This is a genomic window from Brevundimonas sp. CEF1 (genome assembly GCF_051353055.1).
Lineage (GTDB): Bacteria > Pseudomonadota > Alphaproteobacteria > Caulobacterales > Caulobacteraceae > Brevundimonas.
In genome coordinates, this window is the sequence record NZ_CP195593.1 from 3,084,024 (window position 1) to 3,097,622 (window position 13,599).

Here is a 13,599-nt window from a genome sequence, read left to right on the forward strand (position 1 = left end):
CCCAAGACCTCCAAGGCCCCGATGACCGACGCCGAAAAAATCCCCGCCCAGCTTCCCGAAGGCCAACCTGTCGGTCGCGTCATCGCCATGCCCGCCGACACCAACCCCGAGGGCGACATCTTCGGCGGCTGGCTGCTGGCCCAGATGGACTTGGCGGGCGCCACGCCGGCTTTCGAGCGCGCCAACGGCCGCTGCGCCACAGTGGCCTTGGACGGCATGGTCTTCCACCAGCCGGTTTCGGTCGGCGACGAGGTGTCGATCTACGCCCGCGTCGTTCACACCGGCCGCACCTCGATCCGCGTCCATGTCGAGGCGTGGAAGCGGGCGCGCGGCCAGTCCGAGGCTCTGTCGGTGCGCGTGACCGAGGGCGTCTTCACCTATGTAGCCATCGATTCCGAGCGCAAGCCGCGCCCGCTGCCGCCGGTTCTGGACAGTCAGGCCTGAATACAGCACCGTTCTTCCAGGCTCCAAGGGAGGGGCGAGGAGGACGGATCATGTGGACCTTGGCCGGTATCGGCGCCCTTGTCGGCGGTCTGTTTTTAATGCTGCGCGAACTGCTGCCCCTGCTCAAGGCGCGCCAGACTGGCGTGATCCGCAGCACGGGGCACGCGGGGCGTCGGATTGAGCGCGCCGTCGATCCCGAGCGGTTCGAGGGCCTGTGCCGCGCCAGGCTGAAAGCGGCCAGCGCGGGCGGGCTTCTGGCTCTCGGCGGCGTGGTCTGGACTATCATGCAGGTGGTCGGCATCGCCATGGCTTCGGCCGGTTAAGCGGGCCAAGGATGTGCGGCAAGACCAAGCGCCGCACTCGGTAATTCTTGACGTCTGGCCCCTTCCACCCTACCTGCGGGCCATGGCTATTCGTCGCATCCTGACCATCGATAACGCCGCCGACCTGGCGATCCTCAAGGCCGTGTCTCCGCCCGTCGAGGGCGGCGTGACCGACGCGCTGCGCGCCCTCATGGACGACATGCTCGAGACCATGTACGCCGCGCCGGGCATCGGCCTGGCCGCCGCCCAGATCGGCGAGCTGAAGCGCGTCGTGGTCATGGACCTAGGCGACAAGGTCGTCGAGGGCCAGCCGGACGAGCCGGAAACCGAGGAAGACGCCCTGGCCCGTCGCAACCCGCGCTACTTCGTCAACCCGGAGGTCGTCTGGGCCTCGGACGAGATGTTCTCCTACGAGGAGGGCTGCCTGTCGGTGCCGGAATATTTCGACGCCGTCGAGCGCCCTGCCCGCGTCCGCGTCCGCTATATGGACTACACGGGCCAGCAGATCGAAGAAGAGATCGAGGGCCTCTACGCCGTCTGCTTCCAGCACGAACTGGACCACCTGAACGGCGTCCTCTTCATCGACCACCTGTCGCGCCTGCGCCGTGAGCGCGCCGTGGCCAAGGTCAAGAAGAACGCAAGGCTCGCCGCCTGATGGCCCGCAAGACCACGATCATCGACCCGCGCGGTCGTCGTCGCCTGACTCGCAACCAGAAGGTCGGCGCCGCCAGTCTAGCCACCATCGTCGCCGTCGCCGCTGTCGGCGTGGTGGCGGGCCTGTTGCTGGACCGTCTGCTCGATTTCGACGACGCTCTGGACGCGGGCGGCGAGTGGGACGAGGGCGGCGGCGTCTATACACGCTGGATGTAATCCGCCCCACGGTCTAAAGGCGGGACCATGCGCCTAGCCTTCATGGGAACTCCCGACTTCGCCGTGCCGTCGCTGGCCGAGCTGATCGCCTCGGGACACGAGATCGTCGCCGTCTATTCGCAGCCGCCGCGCCCCAAGGGCCGGGGGCAGAAGCTGACGCCGTCGCCGGTTCACGCCTTCGCCGAGGCCATGGGCCTGCCGGTCTTCACGCCCGAGAGCATGAAGGCCCCTGAGGCCATCGACACCTTTCGCAGCCTGGAACTCGACGCCGCCTGCGTCGTCGCCTACGGCCAGATCCTGAAACCTGACGTGCTGGAGGCGCCCCGTCTGGGCTGCTTCAACCTGCACGGCTCGCTGCTGCCGCGCTGGCGCGGGGCCGCCCCGATCCAGCGGGCCATCATGGCTGGCGACCGCCAGACCGGCGCCCAGATCATGCGGATGAGCGAGGGCCTGGACGAGGGCGCGATCATCCTGTCCGAGGTCATGGACATCCATCCCGACGACACGGCCGCCAGCCTGACCGAGCGTATGTCCCATGTCGGCGCCGCCCTGTGGCCGCGCGCCCTGGCCGCCATCGAACGCGGCGGCTTCACCGAGACCGAGCAGGCGGGGGAAGCAACCTACGCCAAGAAGATCACCCCAACTGAGGCCCGCATCGACTGGACCCGCTCTGCGGCTGAGGTGGACGCCCACATCCGCGGCCTGTCGCCCTTTCCGGGCGCTTGGTTCGAGGTTGAGGCCGACGGCGAACCTGTGCGCATCAAGGCCCTGATGTCGGCGTTGGCAGACGGGCAGGGTGCGCCCGGTCAGGTTCTGGACGATGCCCTGACCGTGGCCTGCGGAACCGGCGCGGTGCGCCTGACCCGCGTGCAGCGCCCCGGCAAGGCGGCGCAATCCGCCGAGGAAATGCTGCGCGGCTTCCCGGTTCCGGCCGGAACCCAGCTCGGCTGATGCCCCGCTATCGTTTCACGGTCGAATACGACGGCTCGGCTTACAACGGCTTTCAGGCCCAGACAGGTCAGCCGACGGTGCAGGGCGCGATCGAGACGGCGGTGACGGCCTTCTCTGGCCAGACCGTCCGCATCGCCGCCGCCGGGCGCACCGACACCGGGGTCCACGCCACGGGCCAGACCTGTCATGTCGATCTGGAAAAGGACTGGCCGGCGCGGACGGTGATGAATGCGCTCAACGCACACCTGATGCACGAGGCGGTGGCGGTGCTGGACTGCGCCCCCGTCAGCGACGACTGGCACGCCCGCTTCACCGCCAATGGGCGCAAGTATCTGTATCGCATCCTCAATCGCCCGGGCCGCCCGGCGCTGGACCGGGGCCGGGTCTGGCACGTCAAGAAGCCGCTGGACGCCGAGGCCATGCACGCAGCGGCGCAAGGCCTGATCGGCCTGCACGACTTCACCACCTTCCGCGACGCCCAGTGCCAGTCGGCCAGTCCGGTCAAGACGCTGGACGTGGCCCGCGTCAGCCGCGTCGGCGAAGAAGTGCATCTGGTGTTCGAGGCGCGCAGCTTCCTGCACCGTCAGGTGCGCTCGATGGCCGGCAGTCTGGCGGAGGTCGGTCTGGGCCGCTGGAGCGTATCTGATCTGGCCGATGCTCTGGCGGCCAAGGATCGGGCCCGGTGCGGCCCAGTGGCGCCGTCAGACGGTCTCTATCTGACGGGCGTCACCTATGAGGCCGAGGCCTGACCTCAGCGCTTGAACAGGCCGCCCAGGGCGCCGCCGATGCCGCCCGGCAGGTTGTTCAGGAGACCGCCGAGCAGGTCGTCGGCGCCCTCGGCCGAACCGTTCGGCGTCAGGCGATCGACGGCTTCCGGCAGCAGGCCGGCCAGGGTCTCGCTGGCCTGTTCCGGCGAAATGCCCAGTTTGGCGGCGAAGTCGGCGATGGGGCCGGAGCCGAGCACCGAGGCGATCTGCTCGGCCGAGATCCCGGCGTTGCCGCCCTTGCCGATCCACGAGGCCGCCACGTCGCCCAGGCCGTTCTGGCCGAATTTCTCGACCAGACCGCCGACGCCGCCCTGACCCTTCAGCAGGTCGGACAGACCGCCCGCAGCGTCGTCGCCGAGGCCGCCGAGCACATTATCCAGAAGTCCCATGGTCGTTCTCCGAGTTGAAGCCGGCAGTCTGAGGGAACGAGGCTACGCTTTTGTGGCGGGATCGCAAACGATCGCAAACCCGCCGACGGCGCGGCCCTTAGTTGCGGGCCGAGTTGGAGCTGGAGGTCACGGCCTGGCCCGCGGCTTCCAGATCGCGGCCTACGCCGGCGACGGTGTTGCAGGCGGCGGTGGTCAGGGCGGCGGCGATGACGCCGAGGGCGATGAGCTTGCGCATGGAGATTTCCCCGAGAAAAGGCGATTGAGCGCTTCAACGTGAAGCTTGGCCACAAGGTTGCATGGCCAATTCATCCTTCAATCTGCTAACGGCGAAACCATGACGCAAGCTCCCGACACCGCCGCCCGCCGTCTGGTCGACACCCTCGTGATGAACGGGGTCGACAAAGTCTTCTGTGTGCCGGGCGAGAGCTATCTCGCCGTGCTCGACGCCCTGGCCGATGTGCGCGACCGGATCGAGGTCATCGTCTGCCGCCACGAGGCCGGCGCCGCCAACATGGCCGAGGCCTATGGCAAGCTGACCGGCAAGCCGGGCGTCTGCATGGTTACGCGCGGACCGGGGGCGACCCACGCGTCGATCGGCGTGCATACGGCGCATCAGGACTCCACGCCGATGATCCTGTTCGTCGGCCAGATCGCCCTGACCGACCGGGGCCGCGGCGCCTTCCAGGAGGTCGACTACCGCGAGGTCTTTGGCGGCCTGGCCAAGTGGGCGACCGAGATCGAAAGCCCCGAGCGCACCGTCGAGGTGGTCGAGCGCGCCTTCGCCACGGCCCTGCAGGGCCGCATGGGCCCGGTGGTCGTGGCGCTGCCCGAGAACATCCTCCATGACGCCGGCGGCCCTGCCCCGGTGCGCCCCGTCGTCGCCGCCAAGGCCGCGCTGGACCCGGCCTTTGTCGAGCAGGTGCGCGAACGCCTGTCGCGCGCAGAACGCCCCATGCTGATTCTCGGCGGTTCGGGCTGGACCGACGCCGCCACCGACGCGATTTCCGCCTGGGCCGAACGCCTTGGTCTGCCGCTGGCCCTGTCGTTCCGTCGCAAGGACCTGATCCGCAACGACCATCCCGGTTATGCGGGCGACCTCGGACTTGGCCCCAACCCCAAGCTGGTGGCGCGGGTCAAGGCCGCTGACCTGCTGCTGGTGATCGGCGCCCGCATGGGCGAGAACCCGACCCAGGGCTACACCCTGCTGGACCGCAGCAAGACCGCCGAGACCCTGATCCACATCCATCCGGGGGCTGAGGAACTGGGTCGCGTCTGGGCGCCGAGCCTGTCGGCGGCGTCTGACAACTCGCTGGCGGCCCTGGCCCTGCCGGCCATCGATCCGGGCCGCGTCTGGAGCGATCAGGGCGCCGCCGCCCACGCCGACTTCATCGCCTTCTCCTCGCCCATCACGGTCAACAGCGCCGTGAACATGAGCGAGGTCGTCGCCCATCTGGCGCAGGCCCTGCCGGAAGACGCCATCCTGACCAATGGCGCCGGGAACTTCGCCGCCTGGCTGCACCGCTTCCATCGCCATCAGGCCCGTCGCACCCAACTGGCCCCGACCTCGGGCGCCATGGGCTATGGCTATCCGGCGGCGCTGGGGGCCAAGGTGGTTGATCCGTCGCGCGAGGTCGTCTGCATCGCCGGCGACGGCGACTTCATGATGAGCGCCAATGAAATGGCCACCGCCGCCCAGTACGGCCTGGGCGTCATCGTGGTGGTCGTGGACAACGGCACGTTTGGCACCATCCGTATGCACCAGGAACGGGAATACCCCGCCCGCGTCATCGCCACCGAGCTGAAGAACCCCGATTTCGTCAAATACGCCGAGGCCTTCGACGCTTTCGCCGTGCGTTGCGAGACGACCGGGGGCTTCCCGGCGGCCCTGGCGGCGGCGCGCGAAGCGGCGGCGGGCGGTCGTCCGGCGCTGATCCACCTGATCACCGACGCCGAGCAGATCGCGCCGGGCCGCACCATCACCGACCTGCGCGGGGCCTGACGCCTCTCCTGCGGCGTCAGGCGGCTTGCGCCCGACGCCGTCAGGGGGAACAGTGCCGCCTCGCAGTTCCGAGGGGGGTCTCTATGCGTCGTTTTCTGATCTCGTCCGTCGCCGTTCTGGCGCTGTGCGCCGCCGCGCCCGCCGTCATGGCCCAGACCGCCGCGCCTGTCGCCGCCTCGCCGCAGGCGCAAAGCGAGGACGCCCGCCTCGACGCCTTCTTCGAGCAGGCTTTCCAGGCGCGGATCGCGCTCAGCCCGCAGCAGATGACGTCGCTGGGCATCAAGACCGACTACGACAAGTTGGACGACGTTTCCGACGCCGCCGCAGCCCGCTCGCTGGCCCTGCAGGAGGCGCAACTGGCCCACATGAAGGCCGAGTTCGATCCGTCGAAGCTCAACGCTCAAAGCAAGATGTCCTGGCGGCTGTTCGAATACGGCGTGCAGCAGGCGCGTCTGTCGAACCAGTGGCGCGACTGGAACTTCCAGTTCGCCGCCAACGGCAACCCGACCACCAGCCTGCCGGTCTTCCTGATCAACAATCACCGCATCAGCAGCGTCTCGGACGCCGAGGCCTATGTCTCGCGCATCACTGAGGCCGAGCGCTACATGGGGCAGGTGGCGACGACGCTGAAGGCGCGCGCCGCCGAAGGCGTGGTCTCGCCGCGCTTCGTGTTTGCGCCCTCGATCGAGAACACCCGCGCGGTCATCGCCGGCGCGCCCTTCGATACTGGCTCCGACAACCCGGTCTGGGCCGACTTCCAGAAGAAGGTCGCCGCGCTAGACGCCGATCAGGCGACCAAGGACCGACTGCTGGCCTCGGCCCGCGCCGCCCTGACCGGCCCCTACAAGCAGGGCTTCGACGCCGTCCTGACGGCCCTGGCCGAGGTCCAGCCGCTGGCCGACAGCGACGCGGGCGTCTGGCGGCTGCCGAACGGCGAGGCCTATTACAACGCCCGCCTGCAGCTCTCGACCACGACGGACCTGACCGCCGACCAGATCCACCAGATCGGTCTGGACGAGGTGGCCCGCATCCAGCGCGACATGGAGGTCATCAAGGCCAAGGTTGGCTTCAGCGGTTCGCTGCAGGACTTCTTCACCTTCCTGAAGACCGATCCGCGCTTCCAGTATCCGAACACGGCGGAGGGCAAAGAGCAGTATCTGACCGACGCGCGGGCGTTCATCGCCCAGGTCATGGCGGTGGCGCCCCAGTGGTTCTCGACCCTGCCCAAGGCGGCGCTGGAGGTGAGGGCGGTTGAGCCCTTCCGCGAGGCCACGGCCTCCATCGCCTTCTACAACTCGCCGGCGCCGGACGGCTCGCGTCCCGGCATCTACTACGTCAACCTGTCGGACATGACCCAGGTGCTGAAGCCCCAGATCGAGGGCATCAGCTATCACGAGGGCGCGCCGGGCCATCACTTCCAGATCGCCTATGCCCAGGAGATCGAGGGCCTGCCGCGCTTCCGTCGCTTCGGCGGCTATGGCGCCTATGCCGAGGGCTGGGGCCTGTACGCCGAGCGGCTGGGCAAGGAGATGGGCTTCTATCAGGACCCCTATTCCGACTTCGGCCGCCTCTCGACCGAGCTGTGGCGCGCGGTGCGTCTGGTGACCGACACCGGCCTGCACGCCAAGCGCTGGAGCCGCGAACAGGCGATGGACTACTTCCGCCAGAACTCGCTGCTGTCGGAACGCGACATCGGCAAGGAGGTCGAGCGCTACATCACCAACCCCGGTCAGGCGACCAGCTACAAGATCGGTGAGCTGAAGATCGAGGAACTGCGCCATAAGGCCGAGGCGACCCTGGGCGACCGTTTCGACATCAAGGATTTCCACGCGGTGGTCCTAGGCTCTGGCTCGGTGCCGCTGGACGTGCTGGCCGATCAGGTCGACGCCTGGATCGCGGCCGGGGGCGGGGCGCCGAACTAACCTATCCTCCCCTGCGAAGCGGGGGAGGGGGACCATGCGCAGCATGGTGGAGGGGGCGAGGGCAGGCGGCGCGCTTGAAGCTTGCCCCCTCCACCGCTGCGCGGTCCCCCTCCCCCGTCGCTGCGCGACAAGGGAGGATTGAAGTCGGACGCGGATTTTTCCGACTTTCTGGTGTATGAGCCGCCGCCATGCCCTTTACCGCCACCGTCCTGACCATGTTCCCCGAGGCCTTTCCCGGTCCGCTCGGCGTGTCGCTGATCGGCACCGCCTGGCGCGAGAAGGGGCTGTGGGATCTGCAGACGCTGGACATTCGGGCGTTTTCCGAAGATAAGCGCGGCTTCCTGGACGACACCCCCGCGGGTGGCGGTCCCGGTCAGGTGCTGAAAGCGGACGTGGTGGCCCGGGCTTTGGATAGTCTGGAAGGCCCGCCTCGGCCGCTTTTGTACATGAGCGCACGCGGTCGACCCCTGACGCAGGCGCGAGTGAAGGAATGGGCCAAGGCCGACGGAATCGTCGTGCTTTGCGGTCGTTTCGAGGGGGTGGACCAGCGGGTGCTCGACGCCCGAGGGTTCGAGGAGATCTCCGTCGGAAACGCAGTCCTGGCCGGTGGCGAGGCGGCGGCCATGGTGGCGATCGAGGCGTGCGTACGACTGGTTCCCGGTGTTCTCGGCGCGGCTGAAAGCCTGTCGTCCGAAAGCTTCGAGGACGGTCTTCTGGAACACCCGCACTACACGCGACCGCGGACGTTCGAGGGGCACGACATTCCCGAGGTGCTGCTGTCGGGCGATCACAAGAAGATCGCGCAATGGCGAGAGGCGCAGCGGGAATTGACAACGCAGGAACGGCGCCCGGACCTCTGGGCGGCGCATCTTGCAAAGACGGCTGCGGAGCCTGGCTCCGCCAAATCAAAGGTAAAGGGCGCAAAAGCCCGAGGAGAATAGAATGAACATCGTCCAGCAACTCGCTGCCGAAGAAAAAGCCCGCCTGCTCGAAGGCAAGACCATCCCCGATTTCCAACCGGGCGACACCCTGCGCGTCAACGTGCGCATCAAGGAAGGCGAGCGCGAACGCATCCAGGCGTTCGAAGGCGTCTGCATCGCCCGTGACGGCGGCGGCATCAACGAGACCTTCACGGTCCGCAAGATTTCCTTCGGTGAAGGCGTGGAGCGTCGCTTCCCGATCCTGTCGCCGAACGTCGACTCCATCGAAGTGAAGCGTCGCGGCGTCGTCCGTCGCGCCAAGCTCTACTACCTGCGCGACCGTCGCGGTAAGTCGGCCCGTATCGCCGAGCGCCAGACGGTTCGTCCGGCCAAGGGCGCGACCGTTCCGGTCACCGGTTCGGCCGACAAGGGCGACGAAGCTTAATCCAGCTTCGGCTCTGCGCTGAAAAGATCGAGGCCCCGGCGGAAACGCCGGGGCCTTTGTCATTTTAGGGCGCTAACGCGCGCCGCAGCGGCGGCGCGCTGCTTGAGCGGCATTTTTCTTGGCGCTATCGCGGTCGAGCGCTGCTTGAGCGCTGCTTGAGCGCGCCTACTGCGGATACAGCGGATTATCCGCGTCGTGCTGGCCTTCAAGGCTGCGGCGCAGGACGTGCATTTCCTCATGGCCGGCGCGGACGGCGGCGTGGGCGCGGCGGATGGTTTCGCGGGTGGTGGCCGACAGGGCCTCGTCGGACAGGGCGCGGTCGAAGCGGGCCTGCAGGTGGGCCTCGCCGCTCTCGACCGAGCCGACGACCGAGGCTTCGTCGCGCATCAGGGCGTGCTTGATGTCCATGAAGGCGCGCTGGGCCTTGGCCAGGATAGAGCCCTCGTCCTCGGGATGGCCGCCCATGCCGCGGACCGCCGCCTGCAGGTCAGCCCCGACGCGGCGTCGTTCCTCGCTGCGGCGCAGGAACAGGTCGCGATAGCGCGGGTCCGATGTCTCGGCCGCCGCCTCGGCATAGCCGTCGGCGCTGTCGATCAGGCCCTCGGCCAGGCCGTTCAGAACCTTGATGTCATGACTGTTGGGGCTGCTCACCAGAAACCTCCATGGCTGACGCAGGTAAAACCCATGCCCCCGGCGAAGGTTGCCGATCTCGCCTACAGCTTGGTGCGCAGGGACCACAACTCGGGGAAGCAGCGGCGCTTCAGGGTCTCGACCAGATAGCCGACGCCATCGGTGCCGCCCGTGCCCTGACGACGGCCGATGATGCGTTCGACCGTCACTACGTGCTTGTGGCGCCAGGTCAGCAGGGCGTCGTCCAGATCGACCAGCTTCTCGGCCAGTTGATACAGCGGCCACCAGCGCTCGGTGTCGCGATAGACCTCCAGCCAGGCGGCCTCGACGCCCTCGGACGGTTCATAGGTCTGGCTGACGTCGCGGTTCAGCACCTCGGCGGGGACGGGCAGGCCGGCCAGCGACAATTGGCGCAGGGCGTCGTCGTAGAGGCTGGGGGCCTCCAAGGCTGCGACTAGGGCCGCATGGGCCTCGGGCCGTTCGACGTGGAAACGCAGGAAGCGCGGGTCCTTGAGGCCCAGCATGGTCTCCAGGCGACGGAACTGGTCGCTCTGGAAGCCCGAGCTGGCGCCTAGGTCGCCCCGGAACTTCAGATAGTCGGACGGGGTCATGGTGGCCAGGATGTCCCAGCTCTGGGTCATCACGGCCTGGATGCGGCTGACGCGGGCCAGGCTCTTGTAGGCGGGGACCAGATCGCCCGCGCGGATCAGGCTCTGGGCCAGCGCCATCTCGTGCAGGATCTGCTTGAGCCACAGTTCCTTGGTCTGATGGATGATGACGAACAGCATCTCGTCATGCTGGTCCGAGCGCGGGTGCTGGGCGCTCAGCAGGTCGTCGAGCGACAGATAGCCGGCATAGGTGATGCCGGCCGGCTCGTGCTTGGCGGTCTCGATCGAGTGGCCGCGAATGTCATTCTTTGCGTCGGTCATCCGCCACCTATCGCCGGATCAGGCCGCAAGGGCCAGCCCGGAGGCGACGGAAAATCAGTTGGCGGCGCGCGGCTCGGCGGCGGCGCTGGCGGCCATCTGGCGACCGTTGTCGAAGGCGTCGCGCGCGCCTTTGTAGACAAAGCCGTAGGTGGGATAGACGGTGGTGCCCAGGGCGTTGATCGGGTTGTACCAGACCTTGACCCGGCTCCAGTCGCCGGCGGACGAGACGTCGACCACGGTGACGTTCTCCTCGACCTTGCCGCGGCTGCCGCCCCAGTTGGCGTGGGTGACGCGGATGACGCGGTCGGTCAGGATGTCGGAAACGACGGCGACGTGACCCTTGTCCATACGGCCGTTGGGCTGGAAGACCAGCACCGACCCGGTTTCCGGGGCGCGGCCGGTGCGGAACTTATCGACCGCCTGACGCCACCAGGTCCAGGCGTCGCCGAAGATATTGATGCCCGAGAACATGCGGGCGAAGGTCACGCATTGCCAGTAGGGGTCGTCAGCCTTGGCCGGCGCAGGACCGATTGCAAAGAACCCAAGGGTCGCCGCAACCGCGGCGGCTGTGAGCCGTTTCATCATCTGGCGTGCTCCCGACTAAAACGCGGACCAAGCCTTAGACGATAGTGTCCGAAGGTTGAAGAACCGTTTCCGACTGTTTCGCCGTCTGATCCACAGGCGCCCGTCGCCGGTGGGCCATCCCGCGCAGGGCCTTTCGGGCCGGGCGTTCGATCAGGTGATAGGTGGCGGCGGCAGTAATGATCAGGCCCAGAATGATCCCCAACCACACGAGAACGTGAAGTCGCTTGTCCTCAGCCCCGGTCGCCCGGGCGGCGAGATTGACCGCCAGAATCTGCCACGGGGCGCAGACCATATAGACCGAGTAGCTGATCTCACCGAGGTAGACGGCGGGCCTGGACCCCAGCCATCCGGCGCGGCTGTGGGGGATGGAGGCCAGGGCCAGGATCAGCAGACCGGCGGCCAGAACCGTAACGGCGTCCCAGGCCAGGACCGAGGCCGAGGCGATCATGACGACGGCGGCCAGCAGGGCCAGCGCTCCAGCGCGAGGCAGGGGGGCGCGGCGATAGACCAGATAGAGGGCGCAACCATAGGCAAAGCAGGGGACGATGCGCAGCGCCCCCCAGCGGAAGGTGGCTTCTGTCAAGGGAAAGCCCGCCAGGCGCTCGAAGGCCGCATAGAGACCCATCAGGAAGACCGCCGCCCCTGCCGCCGCGATCCACGGCCGTTTCCTCAGCGGCCAGGCGGCCAGGGCGAACAGCGGGAAGGCCAGATAGGCGAACCATTCCGCCGAGATCGACCAGGAGGGGTGGTTCCAGCCTGCTTCGCTGGCGAAACCCCAGGCGTGAACCATCAGCAGGTGGGCGGGCAGGGTCTTCCAGCTCAGGACGCTGTCGTCGATGCTCATGCCGACGGCGACCGCCGCCAGGCCCAGGGCCATGACGCCCAGCAGGGTGAAGAGGTGCAGCGGATAGACCCGCGCGATCCGCGCCCACAGGAAGCCGCGATAGGAGAACCGCTTCTCGGCGAAGGCGTGCAGATAGACGTGGCTGAGAATGAAGCCCGACAGGACGAAGAAGAGCTCGACGCCCAGATAGCCCTTGGCCGCCAGGTTCGGCAGGAAGCCGACGTCCAGATTGGGCCAGAAGGTGTAGAAGACGACCCACAGGGCCGCCATGAACCGCAGGGCGGTCAGTGGACGAAGATCGACAGGCGTCTGAACCGGGGTCATGCGGCCACCATGAAATAGCACCGCTTTGGGAAGCGTTAAGCGGCCAGCCGGTTCAGCAGCAAGTCCGGCGCCAGCCGGGTGGACGGGGGCGGCCTACTCGACTCGGCCGCTTTCACCCGCCTTCTCGATCGCCGCGACGGCGGCGGCGCAGCCGGTCAGGCTCTCGGCTCCGATCTCGACCTTGGCGGTCAGGGGATAGGTGCGGTCGCTCATGCCGTCCGAGCAGTCGGTCGCCGTCAGGGTGACGACCAGAGGGGTCTTGGCCTCGGTTTCGGCGGTCCAGACGGCGACGGTGCCTTGCAGTGCCGGGCCGGGGTTGGCGGCCTTCTGCGCGGGGCGGTCGACACCGGAATAGGTCAGGCCGGCAGGCGTGATCTCGACAGCCCAGAAGGGCTCCGTGCCCAGCACGCGCAGCGGTTGATCCAGATCGACGCCAGCCAGGGTGCGGGCCTCAGCCGGGGCGGCGGGCGCCTTTTCAGCCGCCGGTTGCGAGCAGGCCGTCAGGGCGGCCATGGCCGAGGCGGCGGACAGCAGCAGGGCGAGACGCATGGCGGGCTCCGGGAAGGTCAATAGTCGAGATCGTCGTTGTCGGCTTCTTCCCGGCCGGGGTCCAGTCGGTTGTCGACCTGATCGTCCCAGCCTTCGCGATCCGAACGGAAGGCCAGGCTCATCAGCAACCAGGCCAGACCGACCGTTCCCAGCACGCCCAGCCCCATGGCGATCCAGCCGTGGATGGACATGGGGCCGCCGCCGATCAGTCGCCAGTATCCGGCCAGGCCAAGCGTGGCGACGGCCGCGATGACGACCGCCAGGCCGAGCGCGAGCAGGAAGCGTCCTGCACGACCCTCGACCCGGGGTGTTTTCATCGTTTCAGATCAGCGTTGGACCCACTGGCCCGAGGCGTTCTTGTACCACTGTCCCGAGCTGATGCGCGGCATCAGTTGGGTTTCGAACATCCGGGCGCCGGCCACTTCGGCCGTGGTGCCGGCGTCGGCGGCGCTGCGGGCATAGGCCTGACGGCGGCCGGCGTTGGTGGCGCTGACGGCGGCCTGGGTGTCGGGCGCAACCGAAGTGCGCACGCCGAGGAAGCCGTCAGCCTGCTCGCCGACCGCGCCGGCGGCCTTGGCCTGATCAACCAGGGCCTTTTGCGAGGCGGTCTGGGCCACAGCGGCGCCGGCGGCCACGCCCAGGGCGGCCACAGCGGCGACAGCGATGAAGAGTTTACGATGGTTCATGTTCAGCCCCTTTCTTGAACGG

General features: G+C 67.9%; 19 protein-coding genes. 10 read left to right on the plus strand and 9 right to left on the minus strand.

Annotated elements, in window-relative coordinates; all coding sequences use genetic code 11:
- Nucleotides 1-21: 21 nt before the first annotated feature.
- The 6 genes from ACR9FL_RS15515 (at nucleotide 22) to truA (ending at nucleotide 3,337) form a co-directional block, all read left to right on the plus strand.
- A complete protein-coding gene (locus ACR9FL_RS15515; protein ID WP_436356261.1) occupies nucleotides 22-444 on the plus strand; it encodes an acyl-CoA thioesterase in 423 nt (140 codons plus the stop codon).
- 50 nt (nucleotides 445-494) lie between these two features.
- Nucleotides 495-767, plus strand: a complete 273-nt coding sequence (locus ACR9FL_RS15520; protein WP_436356262.1) for a hypothetical protein — start codon at nucleotides 495-497, stop codon at nucleotides 765-767.
- An 82-nt stretch (nucleotides 768-849) separates the two neighbouring features.
- Complete coding sequence (gene def / locus ACR9FL_RS15525) at nucleotides 850-1,422, plus strand: peptide deformylase (RefSeq protein WP_105563729.1); 573 nt, start codon at nucleotides 850-852, stop codon at nucleotides 1,420-1,422.
- Nucleotides 1,422-1,637, plus strand: a complete 216-nt coding sequence (locus ACR9FL_RS15530; protein ID WP_105563730.1) for a hypothetical protein — start codon at nucleotides 1,422-1,424, stop codon at nucleotides 1,635-1,637. Before def ends, ACR9FL_RS15530 begins: the two co-directional genes overlap by 1 nt.
- 27 nt (nucleotides 1,638-1,664) lie before the next feature.
- A complete protein-coding gene (fmt, locus tag ACR9FL_RS15535; protein WP_436356263.1) occupies nucleotides 1,665-2,588 on the plus strand; it encodes a methionyl-tRNA formyltransferase in 924 nt (307 codons plus the stop codon).
- The gene (gene truA, locus ACR9FL_RS15540; RefSeq protein WP_436356264.1) at nucleotides 2,588-3,337 is read left to right on the plus strand and encodes a tRNA pseudouridine(38-40) synthase TruA; all 750 of its coding nucleotides are present in this window, start codon (nucleotides 2,588-2,590) and stop codon (nucleotides 3,335-3,337) included. Before fmt ends, truA begins: the two co-directional genes overlap by 1 nt.
- 2 nt (nucleotides 3,338-3,339) lie before the next feature.
- Here the strand turns inward: truA and ACR9FL_RS15545 are convergent, their stop codons facing one another.
- Together ACR9FL_RS15545 and ACR9FL_RS15550 are read right to left on the minus strand one after the other, a co-directional pair.
- Nucleotides 3,340-3,744 (minus strand): YidB family protein, encoded by a 405-nt coding sequence (locus tag ACR9FL_RS15545; protein ID WP_207824958.1) that lies wholly within the window; start codon nucleotides 3,742-3,744, stop codon nucleotides 3,340-3,342.
- Between the two features lie 97 nt (nucleotides 3,745-3,841).
- Nucleotides 3,842-3,979, minus strand: a complete 138-nt coding sequence (locus ACR9FL_RS15550; protein ID WP_436356265.1) for an entericidin A/B family lipoprotein — start codon at nucleotides 3,977-3,979, stop codon at nucleotides 3,842-3,844.
- 99 nt (nucleotides 3,980-4,078) lie between these two features.
- Here ACR9FL_RS15550 and ACR9FL_RS15555 point away from each other — a divergent pair, with 99 nt between their 5' ends.
- From ACR9FL_RS15555 to rplS, 4 genes are all read left to right on the plus strand, one after another.
- On the plus strand, nucleotides 4,079-5,743 hold the full coding sequence (locus ACR9FL_RS15555) for a thiamine pyrophosphate-binding protein (RefSeq protein ID WP_436356266.1): 1,665 nt from the start codon (nucleotides 4,079-4,081) through the stop codon (nucleotides 5,741-5,743).
- 83 nt (nucleotides 5,744-5,826) lie between these two features.
- The gene (locus tag ACR9FL_RS15560) at nucleotides 5,827-7,665 is read left to right on the plus strand and encodes a DUF885 domain-containing protein (RefSeq protein WP_436356267.1); all 1,839 of its coding nucleotides are present in this window, start codon (nucleotides 5,827-5,829) and stop codon (nucleotides 7,663-7,665) included.
- Between the two features lie 188 nt (nucleotides 7,666-7,853).
- Nucleotides 7,854-8,606 carry a tRNA (guanosine(37)-N1)-methyltransferase TrmD gene (gene trmD, locus ACR9FL_RS15565; RefSeq protein WP_436356268.1) on the plus strand — a complete coding sequence of 251 codons (753 nt, stop codon included), beginning with the start codon at nucleotides 7,854-7,856 and terminating at the stop codon, nucleotides 8,604-8,606.
- Between the two features lies 1 nt (nucleotide 8,607).
- Nucleotides 8,608-9,030 (plus strand): 50S ribosomal protein L19, encoded by a 423-nt coding sequence (rplS, locus tag ACR9FL_RS15570; RefSeq protein ID WP_296175221.1) that lies wholly within the window; start codon nucleotides 8,608-8,610, stop codon nucleotides 9,028-9,030.
- 165 nt (nucleotides 9,031-9,195) lie between these two features.
- Here the strand turns inward: rplS and ACR9FL_RS15575 are convergent, their stop codons facing one another.
- From ACR9FL_RS15575 to ACR9FL_RS15605, 7 genes are all read right to left on the minus strand, one after another.
- Nucleotides 9,196-9,681: a PA2169 family four-helix-bundle protein gene (locus ACR9FL_RS15575; protein ID WP_436356269.1), complete on the minus strand. Its 486-nt coding sequence runs from the start codon at nucleotides 9,679-9,681 to the stop codon at nucleotides 9,196-9,198.
- Between the two features lie 62 nt (nucleotides 9,682-9,743).
- Nucleotides 9,744-10,589, minus strand: a complete 846-nt coding sequence (locus ACR9FL_RS15580; protein WP_436356270.1) for a tryptophan 2,3-dioxygenase — start codon at nucleotides 10,587-10,589, stop codon at nucleotides 9,744-9,746.
- 54 nt (nucleotides 10,590-10,643) lie between these two features.
- Nucleotides 10,644-11,174: a CHAP domain-containing protein gene (locus ACR9FL_RS15585; protein WP_105563740.1), complete on the minus strand. Its 531-nt coding sequence runs from the start codon at nucleotides 11,172-11,174 to the stop codon at nucleotides 10,644-10,646.
- 34 nt (nucleotides 11,175-11,208) lie between these two features.
- On the minus strand, nucleotides 11,209-12,342 hold the full coding sequence (locus ACR9FL_RS15590; protein ID WP_436356271.1) for an acyltransferase family protein: 1,134 nt from the start codon (nucleotides 12,340-12,342) through the stop codon (nucleotides 11,209-11,211).
- A gap of 93 nt (nucleotides 12,343-12,435) precedes the next feature.
- Nucleotides 12,436-12,891 (minus strand): COG3650 family protein, encoded by a 456-nt coding sequence (locus ACR9FL_RS15595; protein ID WP_436356272.1) that lies wholly within the window; start codon nucleotides 12,889-12,891, stop codon nucleotides 12,436-12,438.
- A gap of 17 nt (nucleotides 12,892-12,908) precedes the next feature.
- The gene (locus ACR9FL_RS15600; protein ID WP_436356273.1) at nucleotides 12,909-13,208 is read right to left on the minus strand and encodes a hypothetical protein; all 300 of its coding nucleotides are present in this window, start codon (nucleotides 13,206-13,208) and stop codon (nucleotides 12,909-12,911) included.
- A gap of 9 nt (nucleotides 13,209-13,217) precedes the next feature.
- Entirely contained in the window at nucleotides 13,218-13,577 is a 360-nt protein-coding gene (locus tag ACR9FL_RS15605) for a YdbL family protein (protein ID WP_105563743.1), read from the minus strand.
- Nucleotides 13,578-13,599 lie beyond the last annotated feature (22 nt).

Coding starts and splice junctions, on each gene's coding strand:
- ACR9FL_RS15520 (WP_436356262.1), top strand. CDS start 495: ATGTGGACCTTGGCCGGTATCGGCGCCCTTGTCGGCGGTCTGTTTTTA.
- ACR9FL_RS15550 (WP_436356265.1), bottom strand. CDS start 3,979: ATGCGCAAGCTCATCGCCCTCGGCGTCATCGCCGCCGCCCTGACCACC.
- ACR9FL_RS15590 (WP_436356271.1), bottom strand. CDS start 12,342: ATGACCCCGGTTCAGACGCCTGTCGATCTTCGTCCACTGACCGCCCTG.
- ACR9FL_RS15555 (WP_436356266.1), top strand. CDS start 4,079: ATGACGCAAGCTCCCGACACCGCCGCCCGCCGTCTGGTCGACACCCTC.
- ACR9FL_RS15515 (WP_436356261.1), top strand. CDS start 22: ATGACCGACGCCGAAAAAATCCCCGCCCAGCTTCCCGAAGGCCAACCT.
- ACR9FL_RS15560 (WP_436356267.1), top strand. CDS start 5,827: ATGCGTCGTTTTCTGATCTCGTCCGTCGCCGTTCTGGCGCTGTGCGCC.
- ACR9FL_RS15595 (WP_436356272.1), bottom strand. CDS start 12,891: ATGCGTCTCGCCCTGCTGCTGTCCGCCGCCTCGGCCATGGCCGCCCTG.
- ACR9FL_RS15605 (WP_105563743.1), bottom strand. CDS start 13,577: ATGAACCATCGTAAACTCTTCATCGCTGTCGCCGCTGTGGCCGCCCTG.
- ACR9FL_RS15545 (WP_207824958.1), bottom strand. CDS start 3,744: ATGGGACTTCTGGATAATGTGCTCGGCGGCCTCGGCGACGACGCTGCG.
- rplS (WP_296175221.1), top strand. CDS start 8,608: ATGAACATCGTCCAGCAACTCGCTGCCGAAGAAAAAGCCCGCCTGCTC.
- trmD (WP_436356268.1), top strand. CDS start 7,854: ATGCCCTTTACCGCCACCGTCCTGACCATGTTCCCCGAGGCCTTTCCC.
- def (WP_105563729.1), top strand. CDS start 850: ATGGCTATTCGTCGCATCCTGACCATCGATAACGCCGCCGACCTGGCG.
- ACR9FL_RS15530 (WP_105563730.1), top strand. CDS start 1,422: ATGGCCCGCAAGACCACGATCATCGACCCGCGCGGTCGTCGTCGCCTG.
- ACR9FL_RS15600 (WP_436356273.1), bottom strand. CDS start 13,208: ATGAAAACACCCCGGGTCGAGGGTCGTGCAGGACGCTTCCTGCTCGCG.
- ACR9FL_RS15580 (WP_436356270.1), bottom strand. CDS start 10,589: ATGACCGACGCAAAGAATGACATTCGCGGCCACTCGATCGAGACCGCC.
- fmt (WP_436356263.1), top strand. CDS start 1,665: ATGCGCCTAGCCTTCATGGGAACTCCCGACTTCGCCGTGCCGTCGCTG.
- truA (WP_436356264.1), top strand. CDS start 2,588: ATGCCCCGCTATCGTTTCACGGTCGAATACGACGGCTCGGCTTACAAC.
- ACR9FL_RS15585 (WP_105563740.1), bottom strand. CDS start 11,174: ATGATGAAACGGCTCACAGCCGCCGCGGTTGCGGCGACCCTTGGGTTC.